General features: G+C 38.9%; 16 protein-coding genes and 1 pseudogene. 9 read left to right on the top strand and 8 right to left on the bottom strand.

All coding sequences use genetic code 11. From position 1 onward, the window contains the following. Positions 1 to 54 precede the first annotated feature (54 nt). On the bottom strand, positions 55 to 3,510 hold the full coding sequence (locus ACTHJT_RS03535; protein ID WP_440236403.1) for a DUF2126 domain-containing protein: 3,456 nt from the start codon (positions 3,508 to 3,510) through the stop codon (positions 55 to 57). Between the two features lie 432 nt (positions 3,511 to 3,942). Then, positions 3,943 to 5,205, bottom strand: a complete 1,263-nt coding sequence (locus tag ACTHJT_RS03530) for a M48 family metallopeptidase (protein ID WP_440236402.1) — start codon at positions 5,203 to 5,205, stop codon at positions 3,943 to 3,945. Between the two features lie 99 nt (positions 5,206 to 5,304). Between ACTHJT_RS03530 and ACTHJT_RS03525 the strand changes: the two genes are divergently transcribed. After that, entirely contained in the window at positions 5,305 to 5,514 is a 210-nt protein-coding gene (locus ACTHJT_RS03525) for a hypothetical protein (protein ID WP_440236401.1), read from the top strand. Here the strand turns inward: ACTHJT_RS03525 and ACTHJT_RS03520 are convergent, their stop codons facing one another. The 4 genes and pseudogenes from ACTHJT_RS03520 to ACTHJT_RS03505 all read right to left on the bottom strand — a co-directional run bounded on the left by ACTHJT_RS03520 (position 5,515) and on the right by ACTHJT_RS03505 (position 8,858). Continuing rightward, positions 5,515 to 6,573 (bottom strand): DUF4421 domain-containing protein, encoded by a 1,059-nt coding sequence (locus ACTHJT_RS03520; protein WP_440236400.1) that lies wholly within the window; start codon positions 6,571 to 6,573, stop codon positions 5,515 to 5,517. A gap of 12 nt (positions 6,574 to 6,585) precedes the next feature. Then, the gene (gene rnc, locus ACTHJT_RS03515; RefSeq protein WP_440236399.1) at positions 6,586 to 7,329 is read right to left on the bottom strand and encodes a ribonuclease III; all 744 of its coding nucleotides are present in this window, start codon (positions 7,327 to 7,329) and stop codon (positions 6,586 to 6,588) included. A 4-nt stretch (positions 7,330 to 7,333) separates the two neighbouring features. Then, a pseudogene (fabF, locus tag ACTHJT_RS03510) lies at positions 7,334 to 8,581 on the bottom strand (beta-ketoacyl-ACP synthase II). 40 nt (positions 8,582 to 8,621) lie between these two features. Continuing rightward, complete coding sequence (locus ACTHJT_RS03505) at positions 8,622 to 8,858, bottom strand: acyl carrier protein (RefSeq protein WP_011584784.1); 237 nt, start codon at positions 8,856 to 8,858, stop codon at positions 8,622 to 8,624. A 225-nt stretch (positions 8,859 to 9,083) separates the two neighbouring features. Between ACTHJT_RS03505 and ACTHJT_RS03500 the strand changes: the two genes are divergently transcribed. The 7 genes from ACTHJT_RS03500 (at position 9,084) to gndA (ending at position 17,146) form a co-directional block, all read left to right on the top strand. Beyond that, positions 9,084 to 9,515 carry an IPExxxVDY family protein gene (locus ACTHJT_RS03500; protein WP_440236398.1) on the top strand — a complete coding sequence of 144 codons (432 nt, stop codon included), beginning with the start codon at positions 9,084 to 9,086 and terminating at the stop codon, positions 9,513 to 9,515. Between the two features lie 6 nt (positions 9,516 to 9,521). Beyond that, entirely contained in the window at positions 9,522 to 10,934 is a 1,413-nt protein-coding gene (gene pyk / locus ACTHJT_RS03495) for a pyruvate kinase (RefSeq protein ID WP_440236397.1), read from the top strand. Positions 10,935 to 11,073: 139 nt separating this feature from the next. Further along, positions 11,074 to 12,126 carry a M42 family metallopeptidase gene (locus ACTHJT_RS03490; RefSeq protein ID WP_440236396.1) on the top strand — a complete coding sequence of 351 codons (1,053 nt, stop codon included), beginning with the start codon at positions 11,074 to 11,076 and terminating at the stop codon, positions 12,124 to 12,126. Positions 12,127 to 12,475: 349 nt separating this feature from the next. Further along, complete coding sequence (locus ACTHJT_RS03485; RefSeq protein ID WP_440236395.1) at positions 12,476 to 13,354, top strand: DUF72 domain-containing protein; 879 nt, start codon at positions 12,476 to 12,478, stop codon at positions 13,352 to 13,354. A 13-nt stretch (positions 13,355 to 13,367) separates the two neighbouring features. Then, positions 13,368 to 13,871, top strand: coding sequence for a hypothetical protein (locus ACTHJT_RS03480; protein ID WP_440236394.1), 504 nt, complete (start codon positions 13,368 to 13,370; stop codon positions 13,869 to 13,871). A 33-nt stretch (positions 13,872 to 13,904) separates the two neighbouring features. Beyond that, a complete protein-coding gene (locus tag ACTHJT_RS03475) occupies positions 13,905 to 15,218 on the top strand; it encodes a GntP family permease (protein ID WP_440236393.1) in 1,314 nt (437 codons plus the stop codon). 41 nt (positions 15,219 to 15,259) lie between these two features. Beyond that, on the top strand, positions 15,260 to 17,146 hold the full coding sequence (gene gndA / locus ACTHJT_RS03470; protein ID WP_440236392.1) for an NADP-dependent phosphogluconate dehydrogenase: 1,887 nt from the start codon (positions 15,260 to 15,262) through the stop codon (positions 17,144 to 17,146). Between the two features lie 102 nt (positions 17,147 to 17,248). On the opposite strand, the gene ACTHJT_RS03465 is transcribed toward gndA, so the two are convergent. Together ACTHJT_RS03465 and ACTHJT_RS03460 are read right to left on the bottom strand one after the other, a co-directional pair. Next, a complete protein-coding gene (locus tag ACTHJT_RS03465; protein WP_440236391.1) occupies positions 17,249 to 17,878 on the bottom strand; it encodes a MarC family protein in 630 nt (209 codons plus the stop codon). A 112-nt stretch (positions 17,879 to 17,990) separates the two neighbouring features. Further along, positions 17,991 to 19,169: an acyl-CoA dehydrogenase family protein gene (locus ACTHJT_RS03460; RefSeq protein ID WP_440236390.1), complete on the bottom strand. Its 1,179-nt coding sequence runs from the start codon at positions 19,167 to 19,169 to the stop codon at positions 17,991 to 17,993. A 224-nt stretch (positions 19,170 to 19,393) separates the two neighbouring features. Here ACTHJT_RS03460 and ACTHJT_RS03455 point away from each other — a divergent pair, with 224 nt between their 5' ends. After that, entirely contained in the window at positions 19,394 to 20,380 is a 987-nt protein-coding gene (locus ACTHJT_RS03455) for a tryptophan 2,3-dioxygenase family protein (RefSeq protein WP_440236389.1), read from the top strand. The last annotated feature ends 95 nt before the right edge of the window (positions 20,381 to 20,475 follow it).

The following is a 20,475-nucleotide window of genomic DNA, read 5'->3' as shown; positions in this document are numbered from 1 at the left end:
ATAAAAAGTCCCGTTCAACAGGCGGGACTTTTTTATTTCCATTGAACTGATATATCATCTGTTTCTATTTTTTGCTTTCCAGCATTGGCGCATATCCAGTGTATTTGGATATGCTTTGTTTGTTTCAATAGTTGTCAGTTCAAAGTTTCTCAGATTAGGATTGATTTCAACCATGTAACGGCCAATGGGAGTTGTGCTGACGTAGCCCGGCACCGGTACCGGATCCTGCGTATGTCCATTATCCCAGAAACGTGATACGCGGCGGGATTCAGCCTCGTAACTGTTGATCGGGAAGGTATCATAATTTCTTCCGCCGGGATGTGCAATATGGTAAGTACATCCACCAACAGAGCGGCCATTCCAGGTATCAATCAGATCGAATACCAACGGTGTATCAATACCAATGGTTGGGTGTAGTGCAGATGGAGGCTGCCACGCTCTGTAGCGGATGCCGCAAACAAATTCACCCTTAACGGGTGTTGGTTTAAGCGGAACTTTGAAACCATTACAAGCAAGTACATAACGCGAATCATTCATGTTTTTCAGTTTAACCTGCAGACGTTCCAATGAAGAATCTACATAGCGCGATGTACCGGAGCTGGTCATTTCTTCACCCAATACATGCCATGGCTCAATACCCATGCGTACCTGAATCTCTACGTCTCTGATATGTACGGTTCCGTAATGCGGGAAGCGGAACTCGAAAAACGGCGCCAGCCAGCTCATCTGGAACGGATAACCTGCATCATTCAGATCACGCACAATATCTTTCATATCCTGTTCAACAAAATGCGGCAGCATAAATTTATCATGCAGCTCTGTACCCCATGGTACGAGATCTTTTTTATACGGTGTTTTCCAGAACCATGCGATCAAGGTCCGAATCAATAGCATCTGAACCATACTCATCTCTTTATGAGGTGGCATATCAAATGCACGAAATTCAAGAATCCCTAAGCGACCGCTGGATGAATCAGGAGAGTATAATTTATCAATGCATAGCTCTGCACGGTGTGTATTTCCTGTGATATCTGTAAGTAAGTGTCTGAACAAACGGTCGACAAGCCAGAATGGAACCTGATCGTGATTGGGAATTTGCGCAAAGGCAATTTCCATCTCATATAATTTTTCATCCCGACCTTCATCAAAGCGCGGTGCCTGGCTGGTAGGGCCGATGAATGCACCTGAGAATAAATAGGACAAACCCGGATGATGCTGCCAGAATGTGATGATGCTTCGCAACAGATCGGGCCTGCGTAAGAGCGGACTGTCATTCGGCGTTGCACCACCGATGGTAATGTGGTTACCGCCGCCCGTGCCGGTATGCTTGCCATCAAGCATAAACTTTTCAGTGCCAAGCCGTGATTTAAATGCTTCCTGGTACAGTACTTCCAGGTTGTATGATAATTCTTTCCAGTTTTTTGCCGGATGTATGTTTACTTCAATCACTCCCGGATCCGGCGAAACAACTAGGCGTTCAATGCGATTGTCCCGTGGCGGTTCGTAGCCTTCGATACGTACTGGTATCTGGAGTTTCTCTGCCGTAAGTTCAATAGATGTAAGCAAATCCAGATAATGTTCTATGTATTTAAGCGGCGGCAGGAATATATAGAGCATACCGTCCCGCACTTCCACACATAGCGCTGTCTTAATCAACGGAACATAAAAGAGCGGTTGCGCTTCTTTTATTTGAACATCAATCTTTTTATGTTTTGATGATTTCTTTTCTTCCGCAACAGCTTCTTCAATTTTTCTACGGATCGCACTGCCCTCATGCTCGGTGATTGTACCATATCTGGCTTTGACCGTATCCGTATAATCATTCTGCAGGTATGGAAGTGTTTCAAACATACTGCGTTCAACCTCATGTGGAATATATTCTGCGGCAAGCTTTGAAAGTGAATCCAACGGCAAACGTAAGCCAACAGGCGAGTTACCAGGTATGAGGAATATCTCATCACGCTTCATGCGCCATTTGGAACTTCTCCATGTGTTCTTTGTATGACTCCACTCCAGAGGTAATACAAAGCCGGCTGGGGTTTCCAGCCCTTTGTCCAGAAGTTGTGTCAGTGTTCTGCGTTCAATAGGATCTTTTAACGTGAAGCTCATCGGATCAATATTCACCGGAATTTTTCCTTCTGTCCACAAGAAATAAAAAATGTCTTCATACACCGGAGAAATATCCGATGCCGGTACTGCCAACGCTTTGCTTAGTTCGTTTATAAATGCTTCCGCGTCGATGTGCGTATATTTCTTCTTGTTATTCTCAAGTGCAAGCAATGCCGTATTCTTCCACATAGGCAAACCATCTTTTCGCCAGAACAGGCCATACTGCCAGCGTGGGAGAGGTTCTCCGGGATACCATTTGCCTTGTCCGTAGTGCAGCATACCTTCCGGAGCAAAGCGGGCACGTAAGCGCAATAATAATTCGTGTGAAAGTATACGTTTGTCTGTGCCATCTGCCTCTGTGTTCCATTGTGCCGATTCCATATCGTCAATGGATACAAAGGTTGGCTCTCCGCCCATCGTTAAACGAACATCGCCTTTCTGGTATTCGTAGTCTACCATCATGCCCAATGCATTGATCGCTGTCCATTCTTCTTCTGAATAAGGTTTGGTAACACGGGGATCTTCATGGATACGGGTTACGGTATTTGAAAAAGAGAATGTGGTTTCGCATTTGGAGGTAGCACCTACGACAGGCGCAGCGCTTACATAGTCAGGTGTACAGGCCAAAGGAATGTGGCCCTCACCGGCAAACAGGCCGGAGGTAGGGTCGAGGCCAATCCATCCGGCACCGGGAACATATACTTCCGTCCATGCATGCAGATCCGTGAAGTCTTGCACCGGACCTGAAGGACCGTCTAATGCTTCAACATCAGCTTTTAACTGTACCAGGTATCCTGAAACAAAACGGGCTGCCAGTCCCAATCTGCGCAAGGCCTGAACCAGTAGCCAGGCAGAGTCTCTGCACGAACCCAGAGCTAAGTTCAGTGTTTCATCTGGTGTTTGAACACCAGCTTCCATCCGGATAGAGTAATTGATATCTTTATAAACTTTCTGGTTGATATAAACGAGGAAGTCAACAATTTCAATAGATTCACGGTTTACTGTTTTCATCCAGGCATCCAGCAACGGCCCGTCATCTTTCAGTTCCAGGTAAGGTTGAAGTTCTTTTATTAATTGTCCGGTATATTCGAAAGGGAATTTGCTGGCAGATTCTTCTACAAAAAAATCAAATGGATTTATTACAACCATGTTTGCGATGACTTCCACTTCAATACTCAACTCTTTGGTTTGCTCAGGGAAGACAACTCTTGCCAGATAGTTGCCAAAGGGATCCTGCTGCCAGTTGATAAAGTGATTCGCCGGACTTACTTTGAATGAGTACGCTTCAATGGCCGTTCGCGAGTGACTTGCAGGCCTTAGCCTGAAGGTGTGGGGCGATAAGGTAACAAGCCTGTCATAGGCATAGGTCGTTTTGTGGTTAATTGCTACTTTAATTGCCATAAGTTTTGTGATAAAAGGGATGCGGATAATGTTCGTTCGTTTTATAAAGAAAGCAGATTTAAAATTCGGTACAAGAATTTTATAAGCTATTATTGATAATTATTGAATTAAAGCAGGTGAATAGTGGAAAAGTGCAATTTAGTGGTCAGTAGACAGTGATCAGTGATCAGTAGATAAAAGTATTAAGTACGTACTGAGTATAAAGTAAAAAAATGATCACAGGCCGGACAAAGGGAAGCGCATCAAATGGAAGAAAGCAAATAGTATGTTACATGATATATATATATATTAACTATGAAAAAAAGGAAGACTGAAAGACTGAAAAAAACTTGGGCATCGCCCAAATAAGAATGCTGTGACGTTTTAAAACAAAAGCAGAAGATAAGTTCTTCTGCTTTTATATTCGTCTGACAACTGATTACTGTCAACTGACTAATCACGAATTCCCATCGCATCTAAACGCTGCGTTACCGGCGGGTGTGAATAATGTAAGAAAACATATGCGGGGTGTGGAGTGAGATTGCTTAAATTTTTCTTACTTAAATTTTTTAGTGCAATACCTAAATCTACAGCACTTGAAGTTTGTGCAGCGAACGCATCTGCTTCGTATTCATTTTTTCTGGATAACAGATTCACCATGATACCTGTAATGCTTGAAACCGGAGAGAATAGAAGTCCGAAGCCGATTAAGTTTAATGCAACGCTGTTATCTTGTGCACCCATAGCAAGAGAAAGGTTTTCATTGTCTATTAGTAATGAAAGTAAAAATAAATACACGCCGATTTGTAATACAGAAAGTACCATCATCTGAATAATGTGTTTCTTTTTAAAGTGGCCCGCTTCATGCGCTAATATTGCAATGAGTTCAGGGATGGAGTGCTGATCTACCAATGTGTCGAATAATACGATCTTTTTCTTTTTTCCAAAACCAGAGAAAAAGGCATTGGCTTTATTGGAACGTTTGGAACCATCCATGATGTAAATATTATCAACCGGGAAATTCTCTTTCGAGCAATATGCCTGGATCGCGTTCTTTAATTCACCATCACCCAGTGGCGTTAATTTATTGAATAGAGGCAGGAGCAGACTGGTATAGAACATATTCATACAAACGATCAATACACTGATAATTACCCAGAAGATCCACCAGAAAGAAGTGCCAAGGCTTTGAATTAAAAATAACAACAACGAGATGATGATACCACCGATGATAATGGCAAGCAGATAACCTTTCAATTTATCTATGATGAAAAGTTTAACCGTACTTTTATTGAAACCATATTTTTCTTCTATAACAAATGTATTATACCAGGCAAAAGGGGTAGATAGAATATCACTTATAATAAACAGTGCGCCAAAGAACAGTAGATTAGCTGCATAGAAAGATGCCTGACTGAAAACAGATGAAGTTTCTGTATAGCTTTTAATATAGTCATACAGCCCGCCTAAATAGCCTTGAGTAAGCAGTAAGATATATAAGGCAAACTGAAAGTAAGATTGAAACTGTTCCACCTTTTCCTTCTCCTTCTGGTAAGTCTGTGATTTGGTATATTCAGCAGTGTCGTATACATCGGCCACATTTTTAGGAAGAGGAGCATTAAGGTTTTTAATATTCAGATAATCGAGTATCCGTTCAACTAAAAAGTCGAAAACCAGAATGCCGATGATCAATGATTTTATTGCGAAAGCGTCCATGTAATATTTAGTTTATTCCTGTAAAACTAATACAATTCTCTTATAATTGTATTAATAAGTATATTGAAACTAATTCCCGGAAATATTAGTTCTGATTCTATGGCTACATGCGGTTATTTATGTCCTTCCTGTGAAGGACGCGAATTTATGGAGGATGGTACACCTTGTACATGGTGCAAGCCTGCATTGATTGAAAAGAAAAAGGAGCTTATCAGTGATGAAGAGTGGATTGATTCTGTACATTTTGGCAGTTGCTGTAGTGATCGGGTAGAACCGGATACGAAATCGCTGCCGGAAGAAAAGCAATAACTACAATCCTAAAAATTTAGTGAATGTATTTTCGTATACTTTTTTCAATATGCCGGGGGCATTAAAACGGTAGCCCACGTCCAGTGTAACGGCGCCAAATAAATTTTCCACTTTATAATCGGTTGTCTGTACTGCCACCTTGTCTCCAACGAACTTCAAACCTGCATAGAATCGTTTGGAATGATACCCAAGAGCCATTCTACCTTCGAAGAAACCTGTTAAGCTTTCGTTCCGGGTTTTTGAGTTATCGTTGCTTACAAAGGCGTAGCTGACATAATCGAATGATAAAAAGAGCATCATGGAAAAATAAACACGCTTGGCAATGACAACATTTAAGCCCATGCCAGGTCCAATCAAAAAGGATGTATAATTCAGCTGTTGAACTTTCTGCTGGTTTGTTGCGGTTTGGTTTAAATTGATCAGGCTGGAGTCTGAATTCAAACGGTTAAAACTTATGGATGATTTCATAATAAAGCCAACCCGCGTCTTTAGCTGATGTTCTGAAAAGTTAAAAGAAGATTGATAAGAATATTTTTTCCAGCTGAAATTGTAAAGTCCGGAAACCATGAACTGACGGGACTCTACATCGCTGCGTTTGAAATAGGTTTCCGTAGATCCGGGAATTTTTATTAACGAGTCGCCATTATAAAAGCCTGCAACTTTTCTGTAATCAAACCGCACCGAGAATTTTGTCTTTTGTGTTCCAATAGCAAAGGCTTTGAATTTTGTTGTACCGTATTTGCTTGTAAGATCTGGCTCTACAGGAATTCTGAAACCAATCGAAGCTGTTACACTTTTGTATGCTCCTGTAAAACCAATCACACTCGACAGATTTGTTTTATATTCCGTTGGTTTGATGAGGGAGTCTTTAGGAGTTAATGTTAAGGTGTTGACAGGTGCGGCTATAAATATACCCAAGGCGAGATAGTCTTTATAACTTTTAATGTAGTTCGTATCTGCGCGTGGTTTGTTTCGTCTCATTGTAACAGATCCCTCGTCTTGTGCCAGCACAAGATTTGTAAAAAATAAAAAAGAAATGATTATAAAAATGAATCTCATGGGACTGAGAATTTATTTTAAATCCAATTCATTGCAAGCAATTTCAGCAGCATTCTGTTCGGCTTTTTTCTTACTGAAGCCAATACCCTGGCCTTTGCTTTCGTCGGCTATACGTACTTCTGCTTTAAAAACTTTTTGATGACGGTGGCCGCTTTCTTCAATAATTACGAACTCCAGTTTTTTATTTTCTTTCTGGCACCATTCCAATAAAATACTTTTAAAGTTTTTATTGTTTTGAATAATGGAGTCGACGTTGATCTGAGTATTAACAATTTTTTTCAGAATAAATTGTTTGGCCATGTCAAAGCCTTTGTCCAGATAAACCGCGCCAACAATGGCTTCCACGACATCACCATAAAGAGATTTATGCCCTTGTTTACCTTTGCGCCCGTTGAAAACAACGATCTCGGAAAGACCAAGATCTTTACCTACCTGATTTAAAACTTCACGATTGACAATCCTGCTTCGGATTTCTGTTAAGAACCCTTCGTCTTTGAAAGGGAAACGTTTAAAAAGGTATTCGGCAACGACAGCACCCAGAATAGAATCTCCTAAGTATTCCAGGCGTTCATAGGATTCCTTGATACCAGCTTCATTCTCATCAGCAGCCGAAGTATGCACAATAGCCATTTGGTATAGATGCAGGTTTCCAGGCCACATTCCGGTAACGTAGCGAATTTTTTTGGAGAGGATTTTATCCTCTTTTGATCTAAAGAAGTGTCGGAGTAAATTCAGTTGTTTTCCTGTGAAAAACAAACCTTTAATCGATTTTGCGGAAAACGATAGAGCAGTTATGTCCTCCGAAACCGAATGTGTTACACATTGCAACCTTTACTTCACGTTTTTCAGCTTTGTTCAATGTAAGTTTTAATCTTGCATCAAAAGCCTCGTCACGATTTTTGTTATTGATTGTCGGCGGAATAATCTGATTCTTGATTGCTAAAATTGTTGCAATGGATTCAATTGCACCAGCAGCTCCAAGTAAGTGACCAGTCATTGATTTTGTAGAACTGATGTTTAACTTGTATGCTTGCTCGCCAAAGACAGCCTGGATAGCTGTAACCTCTGCAATATCTCCAAGTGGGGTAGAAGTACCATGAACGTTAATGTAATCAACTTCTTCCTTAGCGATTTCGGCATCGCTGATGGCATTCAGCATTACATTTTTTGCTCCAAGGCCTTCCGGATGCGGAGCTGTTAAATGGTAGGCATCAGCAGACATTCCTCCGCCGATAACTTCACAATAAATTTTTGCACCACGTGCTTTTGCATGTTCGTATTCTTCAAGCACAAGAGCACCCGCGCCTTCACCCATTACAAAGCCGTCACGATCTTTATCGAATGGACGGGAAGCCGTTGCCGGATCGTCGTTTCTTTAAGATAAAACTATGCATTCATTAAAACCACCGATACCTGATTCTACAACTGCAGCTTCAGAACCACCGGCAATAATAATATTTGCTTTATTTAAACGGATGTAATTAAAGGCATCAAGAATTGCATTTGAAGAGGATGCACATGCCGATACAGTAGAAAAATTAGGGCCACGAAAACCATTTCTGATAGAAATATAGCCAGCACTGATGTCAATAATCATTTTTGGGATAAAGAAAGGATTGAAACGGGGTGTTCCGTCTCCTTTAGCAAAAGCTGATACTTCATCTTCAAATGTCTTAAGGCCACCGATGCCGGCTCCCCAAATCACGCCAATTCTGTCATGATCCAAATCTGCTGTAATACCAGCATCTTTGATCGCTTCATCGGCCACAACAACTGCGTATTGCGTGAAAGGATCCATCTTGCGGGCTTCCTTTTTTTCAATGAAGTCATCAACATTAAAGTTTTTAACTTCACACGCAAACTTCGTTTTGTGTTTCTCCGGATTGAATTTTGTAATGAGAGCAGCCCCACTGACACCTTTTATTAGAGAATCCCAATATTCAGGAACAGTATTTCCAATGGGTGTTAATGAACCTAACCCTGTAACAACAACTCTTTTTAAATTCATGATATGAATTTACCGGATTTAAATTAATGATTTAGTTAAATTATTTTACGTGTTGCTCTAAGTAAGCAATAGCCTGACCAACAGTAGTGATGTTTTCAGCTTGTTCGTCTGGGATAGAAATGTTGAACTCTTTTTCAAATTCCATGATAAGTTCAACAGTATCTAATGAATCAGCACCTAGATCATTAGTGAAACTTGCTTCAGTAGTAACTTCTGACTCTTCAACACCTAACTTCTCAACGATGATGCTTTTTACTTTTTGTGCGATTTCTGACATTTTTTTACATTTTTTAGTAAAACACGGGGGCAAAGAAATACATTTTATGCTAGTTTGTCAAACTATTTTTTGGATTCTTTTTTAAAGTTTTCAAAAATGATTCAAAAATCCTCTATTTCCTTCTAAATTTACATGTTCTTAAAAAAACAAATACTGTAAGAATTTATTAACACTTTACTTCTGTTTAGTAAAATCGATAAAAAAACGAGTTAAGATCTAGTTAAAATGAAAAGCAATAAACTTGTTGTTGATTTTGATTATTCATTTAAAATGATCGGGATTATCTCCTCTGCAAAGGAGTATAAGCTTGCCTGGAATATCAATCAGATACTAAAAATACACCTCATCAAGGCTGAAGATATAAATTTACAATTTCAAAATGATTGTAACATATTGGTTAGCACTTATCTATATTTTACCGAATATAGTCAGTTACGACTTTTGAAAAATAAATCAATTGAATTTAGTAATATTGCCAAACCTTACCTTATTCCTGAGTTAAAGGATTATGATTATTTCATTCATATTATGGATGAAGGTGGTATATTTGACGAAGAATGGATGAAGGAACAATTACAAACCTGTTCTGCAATTCAATACATTAAAGTTATTGATGTAACTGAATTGAAGTCTAAGGATAATCTAATATTTATTTAATGTTATATGGTAAACAAGAAAACAAAGATTATTGCAACTGTAGGCCCGGCATGTAACACGAAGGAGAAGTTGTGGGAGTTGGTTCAAGCTGGTGCGAACATTTTCAGATTGAATTTTTCTCATGGAACTCATGACGTACATCAGGGTGTAATTAACGCGATCCGCGAAATCAGAAAAGAACATGGTGTTAACATAGCAATTCTTCAGGATTTACAAGGTCCTAAAATCCGTACGGATGAAGTTGAAAATAACGGAGTAGAACTTGTTGAAGGGGCTAAGATTGTTATTACAAAAGAAAAAATGCTAGGTACTAAGGATAAAATTAGTACTTCATATAAAATGCTTACATCGGATGTTAAAAAAGGAGATGCTATTTTAATTGATGATGGTAATATTGAATTAAAAGTTTTGGAAACAGGTAACGGCGAAGTTACTTGTGTAGTAATTTATGGTGGTATCTTAAAATCCCGTAAAGGTATTAACCTTCCGAATACATTAGTATCAGAGCCTTCTTTGACTGATAAAGATAAAGAAGATTTGATTTTCGGTCTTAAAAATGATGTAGACTGGATCGCTTTATCTTTTGTTCGTAACGCTATTGACCTGAATGAGTTAAAAGCGATTATCAAAGAACATGGTAAAAATTCTAAAGTTATTGCAAAGGTTGAAAAGCCGGAAGCAGTGAAAGATATTGATGCCATTATTGAAGCATCTGATGCGATCATGGTTGCCCGTGGTGATCTTGGTGTTGAGCTTCAGATGGAAGATGTTCCGATGATTCAGAAAATGATCATCAGAAAATGTAATGAATTAGGTAAGCCGGTAATTGTAGCTACACAAATGATGGAAAGCATGATTTCAAATGCTCGTCCTACGCGTGCAGAGGCTAGTGATGTTGCAAATGCAATTATTGATGGAGCAGATACGATCATGTTATCGGCTGAAACTGCTTCAGGAGCATATCCTGTACTTACAGTGAAATCAATGACTCGTATTTGTCAGGCTGTAGAAAAAGAAGCGGACATCTACAATAAGCCAACAAATGATGATATTGAGAATAATAGCGACAGCGTAATTGCTTCTGCATGTGAATTAGCAGATAAAGTAAATGCTAAAGCAATTATCGGTTTGTCTCAGTCTGGATACTCAGCATTCAGAATTGCCAGCCACAGACCTAAAGCTAATATCTATATCGCAACTCCTAATGAGCAATTAATGAACCAGATGAACCTGGTTTGGGGTGTTCAGGCATTTAAATTCGAAAAGTTTACTACTACAGACGAATCGATCGAAGCGGTTAAGAAAAGCCTGGTAGCTAGCGGCCTTTTGAAGAAAGGAGATATCTATGTCACTACGGCTTCAATGCCCATGGCGGATATCCAGCTTGCGAATAGCTTAAAATTAGGTGTTGTTGAATAACAAATAAAAACAATAAGAATAGCCCTTTGAATTTTTTCAGAGGGCTTTTTTTTTATCAAAAAAACAGATCTTATTTATTTTTATAAGCAAGGTTGTTTATATTGATCCTCTTAACTCATTACTTAAAACATATTACATAATGGATATTAATTTACTTAGAAATATTTGCGAAACACCGGGTGTGCCAGGCTACGAGCAAGCTGTAAGAGCTTTGGTGTTAAAGGAAATTCAATATTTAGCGGATCATATCTGGGTTGATAATATCGGCAATGTGTTTGCCTTGAAAAAAGGCGCGCGCAACCCGGAAAATAAAAAAGTAATGGCCGCTGCCCATATGGATGAAATCGGATTTATTGTTTCTCATATTGATGAGCAAGGTTTTCTCCGGTTTCAGACACTGGGTGGTTTTGATCCGAAAACGTTAACAGCACAACGTGTCATTGTGCATGGCAAAAAAGATCTGGTAGGTGTAATGGGAGCAAAACCTATTCACGTAATGACACCTGAAGAAAGAAATAAACCGGCAAAGATCGAAGATTTTTTTATTGATCTTGGAATGAAAAAAGAAGAAGTTGAACAGCAGGTAAGCATCGGCGATACAGTTACCCGTGAACGTTCTTTGATTGAAATGGGGGATTGCATCAATTGTAAATCATTAGACAATAGAATTTCTGTATTTATACTGATTGAAACATTACGTGCATTGCAGCATTCACAAGTACCGTATGATTTTTATGCCGTGTTTACTGTACAGGAAGAAGTAGGCTTACGTGGGGCAGGTATTGCTGCTCACAGCATCAATCCTGATTTTGCGATCGCTTTAGATACAACAATTGCATACGATGTGCCTGGCGCACGTGCATATGAAAAATGCACGGAACTTGGCAAAGGAACAGCTATTAAAATTTTGGATTCATCCACGATCTGTGATTACAGAATGGTTGCTTATCTGAAGAAGCAGGCACAGGATAGAAATATAACCTGGCAACCGGAAATATTGGTGGCTGGTGGTACAGATACTGCACCGTTACAGCGTAATGGAAAGAATGGCTCTATTGCAGGCGCGATCTCTATTCCTACAAGACATATACACCAGGTAATTGAAATGGTGCATAAGCAGGATGTGGAATTGAGTATTCAGTTATTACAAGCTGCCGTTGAAAATCTGGACCAATACAACTGGAGCCATTGATATTAAATAAGACCGGACTGTTTTGGAGAACGGGCCGGTCTTATACTTTTGTATGAATCAGCGGTCGCCCTGTATTTTTAGTTAATGCAATCTGTGTTTTTTTCTTTAGAAGTGCTTTGTCCGTAGTTCACCCGTAGTTTATCCATAGTTCACCCGTAGTTCACCCGTAGTTAAGCCTGCCTAAAACCATAACGGTATCTAAGCTTTCTCTCTGGATTCTTATAGCATAAGCATATAAAAGACACAGATAGTCCAGCGCTAAGCATAAGAGATCTATTAGAAAACACTGTTTTTACAACTATTTTCTCTATCTTTTCTTAAGCATATATTGCACTAAATTTCACATCTTATGCAATTCGGAAAAACAGACAACCCGGAAGATATTGATTTTACACTGCCTAAAGACCATGCAGACACTAAAAAGGTTTTATCGGCAGCTAAACCTGCAAAGGAATTTGCGGTCTATGTAGGCTGTGCAAAATGGAATAAAACAGACCTGAAAAACTTTTATCCCAAAGGAACAAAAGATGAACTGGCATATTATTCTACACAGTTCAATAGTATAGAATTAAATGCTACCTTTTATAAATCGCCTTCTAAAGAACAGGTAGAAGCATGGAAAGATAAAGCAACAAAAGATTTCAAATTTTTTCCTAAGGTTCCGAATACCATCAGTCATTTTAAACGACTGGTCGATGTAGATACCGTGACTGCAGAATTTTGCGATGCCATAGTTCTGTTTGAAGAAAAATTAGGGATGTGCTTTTTACAAATGCATGATAATTTTAAGCCGAAAGATATTGCCCGTCTGGAAACCTTTATTAAAAAGTTTCCGGCTGCCATACCTTTGGCTATTGAATTACGAAACGAAGAGTGGTATCAGGACAAGGCTATTGGTGACGCCTTGCATGCGTTACTTGTGAAGTACAAAAAGACCTTTGTATTGGTAGATACAGCTGCACGAAGAGATATCATGCACATGCGGCTTACATCAGATAAAGCATTTGTACGTTATGTAGGTGCAAATCATGAAAGTGATTATACGCGGCTGGATGATTGGATCAAGCGTATTAAAATATGGCGCAAAGAAGGCTTAAATGAACTGTATTTTTTTGTGCATCAGAATGTAGAGCTTGAATCTCCTCTGCTATCGGCCTATTTTATAGAAAATCTGAATAAAGAGTTGAAGCTGGACCTTCCTGTTCCGCATACATTAACAAAGAAATAATAATGTATTAGATATGAGGCATGTCTTTTTTTTATGGTTGTCTGTTTCTGCCTGTTTCGCACAGCAGGAGGATAATATTACGAGCAGATTTAATAAAAACTCCGCATCTTTTTTGAATATAAAATTCGGAAAACCTTTTCCGGATACGATTGCTGTTGATTCTATATCAAAACAAAAAGTGTATTATTCATTTGATAAGACAAAACGTATTGAAAAGCAATACAGGTTTAAAGCCACCTCATTTGGTTTTAAAGCAGACTATTACACATTTACTATTGATGGAAATGTACATCTTGTCTATATTAAATATCAGAATATCGATACTATTCAGTCACAATCCATCCTTGATACCCTTGCGGCTTTGTTGCTTCCTGTTCACTTTCATCCCAGTACAGAGTTGTTTTATTATGAAGAAGAATTTTGCTCAGCACTGAACTGGATCAAATATGATCTATATAAAAAAGAATTAATCTTTCAATTGTCAGATACCTATTACTGTGATCGGCTGGAATTTTAATAGCTTTCATTAGACACTTTATATAAGAAGAATATGTCTCTGCTTTTTATTTTACTGGCAATTATCGGTTCGTTGATTTTACTGACGGCTATACTTAAACTATCTCCATTTATATCGTTTATTCTGGTAACCATTTTGGCGGGAATATTGTTAGGCATGCCACTAGTCAATATCGTACAGTCTTTTCAAAAGGGAATCGGAGATATGTTAGGAGGTATTCTCGTAACCTTAACTGCGGGAGCCATGATTGGTAAGCTGGTAGCGGAAAGCGGAGCGGCAACCGTTATAGCAGATAAAATCATCGGTGTTTGCGGTGAAAAATATTTACAGTGGGGTTTATTACTGACTGGTTTGATCATTGGTATTCCATTATTTTATAATGTCGGTTTTGTATTGATCATACCTATAATTTTCACATTGGTATACCGGTATAAATTACCTGCTGTTTATGCAGGTATTCCTATGCTTGCTGCTTTATCAGTTGCGCACAGTCTGCTGCCACCACATCCTTCACCTGCATCACTGATCGGTACATTTCAGGCAAGCATGATTAAAACGTTTCTCTATGGAATAGTTGTTGCTATACCGGCAATTATCCTGGCGGGACCGGTATTTGCACGTACATTAAAGAATATTCAACCTCAGGGCGAATTGCCTTTGGTTGAGCATACCGCTGCTGCGCATACTTTACCTGGGGGATTAAATAGTATCGTGTCAGCATTACTACCTGTATTTTTATTGCTTGCTACATTTATGCTTTCTTTTATAATACAGGATAAACCGTTTGTTGATGTTCTTTCATTTATAAAAGAACCATCTGTATTAATGCTGCTTTCTTTGATTGTTGTGACTTTTACACTGGGCATCTCTCAGGGAGCAAGCATGAAGCATGTCATGAATGCTTATGAATCGGGTATCAAAGATATATTCATGATTATATTGATTATCGGTGCTTCGGGCGGGCTGAAACAGATACTTATCGATAGTAAAGCAAGTGATACAATTGCCGTATATTTTCAGACGCTGCAAATAAACTCATTGATTCTTGGATGGCTGATTGCGGCAATTATCCGTCTATGCCTGGGGTCCGCCACAGTGGCAGGTTTAACAACGGCGGGAATTATTGCACCAATGATGGGACATATACACGTTGATCCTAATCTGATGATCCTTGCCATTGGGTCAGGCAGTATTTTCTGCTCACATGTAAATGATACAGGCTTCTGGATGTGTAAAGAATATTTTAATGTTTCTATGAAAGATACTTTTTTATCCTGGACAATCATGGAAAGCATTGTGTCTGTCATGGGTTTGCTCGGGGTGTTGTTTTTGAGTATATGGATTTAATATGTAACCAGGGAAATCTAACTTGCGGATAGGTTTAAAGTATGATGGAAAATAAAGTATATATTGTTATGGGCGTTTCGGGTTGTGGCAAAACAACCATTGGTAAAATGCTCGCCGAGACATTGAAAATAGAATTCTATGATGGCGATGCATTTCATTCCATAGCAAATATTGAAAAAATGGCTGTTGGTATTCCACTGACAGATGAAGATCGATATAGTTGGTTGTCGGATATTAATAAACAGATAAAAGAATCTTTTGCTGGCGGGCGTTCTATAGTTTTTGCCTGTTCTGCATTGAAAGAATCTTATCGTAAGATATTGGCGCAACAAATCGAAGATGCTGTTGTATGGATTTACCTTAAAGGAGATGCAGATACAATTGGGTTACGGTTGGAGAACCGGGCAGGACATTTTATGTCGCCAACACTTCTGCAATCTCAGTTTGATATCCTGGAAGAACCATCTACAGCTATTCATATAGATATAACATTAGATCCAAATATTATTATTCATACAATTGTGAAAAGATTAACAAAGTCAGATTTTGGTCTGGTAGGACTTGGTGTCATGGGAAAAAGCCTGGCTAGAAATTTTTCCCGGAATGGAGTCACATTATCTTTGTATAACCGATTTGTTGCAGGCTCTGAAGAACAGGTCGCGGAAAAATGTATTGCTGAATATGCGGAATTGCAAACGGCTAAGGGTTTTGAAGATTTAAAATTATTTGCAGCATCACTGGAAACACCCAGAAAGATTTTTTTAATGATTAAAGCAGGGGAAGAAACAGACACATTTATGGAAGAACTTTTGCCACATCTGGAAGCCGGAGACGTTATTATCGATGGCGGTAATTCATATTATGGTGATACCCAAAGACGAATCGAATCTTTAAAATTCCGGGGTATACATTTTATTGGAGCTGGGGTGTCTGGCGGAGAAGAAGGTGCACTGAAGGGACCTTCGATTATGCCTTCCGGCCCTTTGGAAGCGTATGAACTGGTTGGAAAATATTTAACTTTGATTGCTGCCAAAGATAAGCATGGAGATCCGTGCTGCAGTTATATTGGTAAAGACGGTTCCGGCCATTTTGTTAAAATGGTTCATAATGGTATTGAATACGCAGAGATGCAACTGATCGCAGAAGTATATGCTTACCTGAGATATGCGATGAACATGCAGCCTCCCCAGATCGCGGCAGTTTTTTCTGAATGGAATATGGGAGAGTTAAGCAGTTATCTGTTGGGGATTACGGCAGCCCTTGTCGTAAAGAAAGAGGGTAGCGAATGGCTGATTGACCTGATTCTGGATAAAGCAGGCAATAAAGGTACAGGGAACTGGACCACGATTGCAGCCTCTGAGCTCGGGCAGCCAGCCACGCTTATTACTTCGGCACTTTTTGCACGCTATGTTTCTACGGTGAAAGAAAACATGCGGCTTGATTTACCGAAGACTCCAATACAAGAGGTTCCTGTTATTTCATTGGATGAAATTAAAGCAGCCTATCAGCTTGCACGTATTGCCAATCACCAGCAAGGATTTATGTTGATATACACTGCATCTGAAACATTTAAATGGAATCTAAACTATTCTGAGATTGCCCGCATCTGGACAAACGGCTGTATCATCAGAAGTGTCTTTATGGAAGAATTGATTTCAGTATTGAAAAAGAAACAGAATATTTTTGAGAATGAAAAAATAATAGCAGTAATCAGAGATCAAAAATCAGCATTGAAAAAGTTTGCTATAAGTGCGCTGCAATATGATCTTTCTATTCCTTCTCACCTGGCAGCGCTTGATCAGTTGAATGTATTAACCGGTAATTATTCAACCGCGAATATCATACAGGCGCAACGGGATTACTTTGGCGCACATACTTATCAGAAAATAGGAGATTCTTCCGGTAAATATTATCACACCGAATGGTGAGTAATTATGAATTATGAATTATGAATTATGAATTATGAATTATGAATTATGAATTATGAATTATGAATTAAGTTTAGTTAAGGATTTTTCTTATTTTTTAATTCATATTTTATAATTAACCAACAATTCTTCAATCGAAGTGATGATCATTTGGATGCCAATGGATGCAATCAGTAAACCCATGATTTTTGTTACAACATTGAGCGCTTCTTTACCTATTTTTTCAACCAAAGTGGTGGATGAAATAAATACAAAATAGGTAATGAATAATATGATTGCTGAAGAGAAGATTATGATGATACTGTTTTCTATTTTATTGCTAACTCCAACAAAGCTTACCGCGGTAGATAATGTTCCAGGCCCTATGAGTATAGGAGTGGCTAAAGGAGATATTGCAAAGCCTGTGTCAGTAGATTCTATTGCGGTGATGGCAGAAGTACTTTTAGGCTTTGAGTTGATCATGTCGAAACCAACTTTTACAATCAATAAACCACCGGTGATCCGGAATGCCTGGATGCTGATGTTGAAAATATTGAATAAGGCATAACCAAATATTACAAAGACTACAAGAATAATAAAGCCAACAGTGACGGCTTTTAACGCAATAGCTTTTTGTTGTGGTAAACTCAAATGATCAACAAAGCTGATGAATATAGGTGCGTTGCCAATCGGGTTGATAATAGCAAAGAGACCTGTAAATACAATCAGCACAAAACTCCAGTCAATAACCATATTGCTAATTATAAATTATAAATTATGAATTATGAATTGCCACAAGCAGGATGAGTTATATATTATTAAGGAACACAATTCCAATTCATAATTGATAACTCATAATTCATAATTATTTAAACGCGTTTATACCAGTGATATCATGTCCGGTGATCAGCAAATGTATGTCATGCGTACCCTCGTATGTTACGACAGACTCAAGGTTCATCATATGCCTCATAATCGGGTATTCACCGGTGATACCCATACCACCAAGTATTTGCCGGGCTTCCCGGGCGACTTTTAAAGCTATGTCAACATTGTTGCGTTTGGCCATGGATACTTGTCCGGTGCTTGCTTTGCCTTCGTTCTTTAACATACCTAAGCGCCATACCAATAACTGCGCTTTGGTTATTTCAGTCAGCATCTCTGCCAGTTTCTTTTGTGTAAGCTGAAAGCCTGCAATTGGTTTGCCAAACTGTATACGTTCCATGGCATAGTTTTTTGCTACATCATAACATTCCATGGCTGCGCCTAATGCACCCCAGGCTATGCCATACCGCGCAGAGTCCAGGCATTTCAACGGACTGCTTAAGCCGTCTGCATTTGGTAGTAAATTTGATTTAGGAACTTTCACATTGTCAAATACGAGTTCTCCGGTAATGCTTGCCCGTAGTGACCATTTCTGGTGAATTTCAGGAGTTGTAAAACCTTCCATACCCCGTTCAACAATAACTCCTTTGATACGACCCGATTCATCTTTTGCCCAAACAACAGCTATGTCAGCTTTGGGAGAATTGGTGATCCACATTTTAGCCCCGTTTAGAATGTAGTGATCTCCGGCATCTTTAATGTTTGTGATCATTCCCGCAGGGTTAGAGCCATGGTCTGGCTCTGTCAGGCCGAAGCATCCCAGGATTTCACCTGACGCAAGTTTAGGTAAGTATTTATGTTTTTGCTCTTCACTGCCATATTTAAAAATCGGAAACATAACCAGAGAACCCTGTACAGACGCCATTGAGCGCATGCCGGAATCTACGCGTTCAATTTCCTGCATCATAATCCCGTATGAGATATAATCCAGTCCACCGCCGCCATATTCAACCGGGGTAGTCGGTCCATATAAACCTAATGCTCCAAAGGGCCTTACCAGATGTTCGGGGAATGCGCTGCGTTGCGCGTAATCCTCAATAATCGGCTTAACTTCTTTATTCATAAAAGCTTGAACCGACTGGCGGATAAGTTTATGCTCTTCACTCAGAAGATCATCAATGTTGTAGTAGTCCGGTTGAGTATACATATTCGTTTTCATGGCCTTCAGTATATGTTCAATATATCAAATTAATCGCATTTTGATGACTTTGCGCATTTGATTTCATCAATTAAATCTTGATATTTACATTAATACAGGAAAGTAATAAATCCTTGTGGCAGGGAGTATTTACTTAACCCAGATCAACGGATTCCTGAAGGAAATTTGATTGGATAGCTTTCAAATCAGGAAGTATTTATTATAACGGAAAAGAACGGGAAACGATGCACGGGAATCACTCAGAAAATAACATTCACGAATTGATAGAGAAACTAACCGCTCATTATCAAAAAGATGGTCAGGATGTTAACACACATTTAGAAGGTCTTTTAAATTCTAATTATGTAAAATACTGGGACTATATCCGTTTAGATAGTTTGCTCACGTTGCAAAATCCGAAGACGCCTTATGCGGATGAGATGGTGTTTATTGTTTATCATCAAATTACCGAGCTGTATTTCAAACTTGTTATGCACGAACTGCAGCAATTGAAAACAGCAGAGAGTTTAACAGGTGCAATTTTTCTGAAACGTGTAGAGCGTTGCAATTGGTACTTCGGACAATTAATCAGTTCCTTTGATATTATTTCTGTTGGTCTTGACCAGGATCAATTCTTAAAATTCCGTGTAGCACTTACACCTGCATCCGGATTTCAATCTGTTCAGTATCGCATGGTTGAAATTGCCAGCACAGATTTGATTAATCTCGTACATACAGATTCCAGAGATAAGTATGATGATTATTCAACCATCGAAGAATTGTTTGAAGAATTGTATTGGAAAAAAGGAGCAACCGATACCAGAACCGGAGAAAAGACACTTACACTTCGTCAGTTTGAAACAGAATATACTGCTAAACTGATCCAGTTAGCGTATGAATATAAATCCAGAAATGTGTGGTCGTTATACAGGCGTTTGTCTCTGGAAGATCAGGCAAATTCAGCTATTCAGGAAGCATTAAAACAATTGGATCAGCATATCAATATCAACTGGCCTTTAATGCACTATAAATATGCGCTCGGGCATTTGATAAAAAATAAACAATTATATTCAGCCACAGGAGGAACCAACTGGAGAGAATATTTGCCTCCGCGTTTTCAAAAAGTGATATTTTTCCCTTCGTTGTATACGAAAGACGAACTGGAAAACTGGGGAAAGAACTGGGTTGAAAAAGAAGTGATTTCAAAAATACAGGCGGCAAAACAAGTTTAAGTGAACCCATTATTTTTTCGATATAAATCATACACATCCATCTTGTTACTGATGGCTGGTATGTGTTTATCTTTTTTATCTGTTGCGCAACACCA

This window comes from Cytophaga sp. (assembly GCF_051961495.1).
In the GTDB taxonomy this organism is placed as follows: domain Bacteria; phylum Bacteroidota; class Bacteroidia; order Cytophagales; family Cytophagaceae; genus Cytophaga.
Note: the sequence above shows the minus strand (reverse complement) of the source record. Positions and strands in the feature narration are given on the sequence as shown.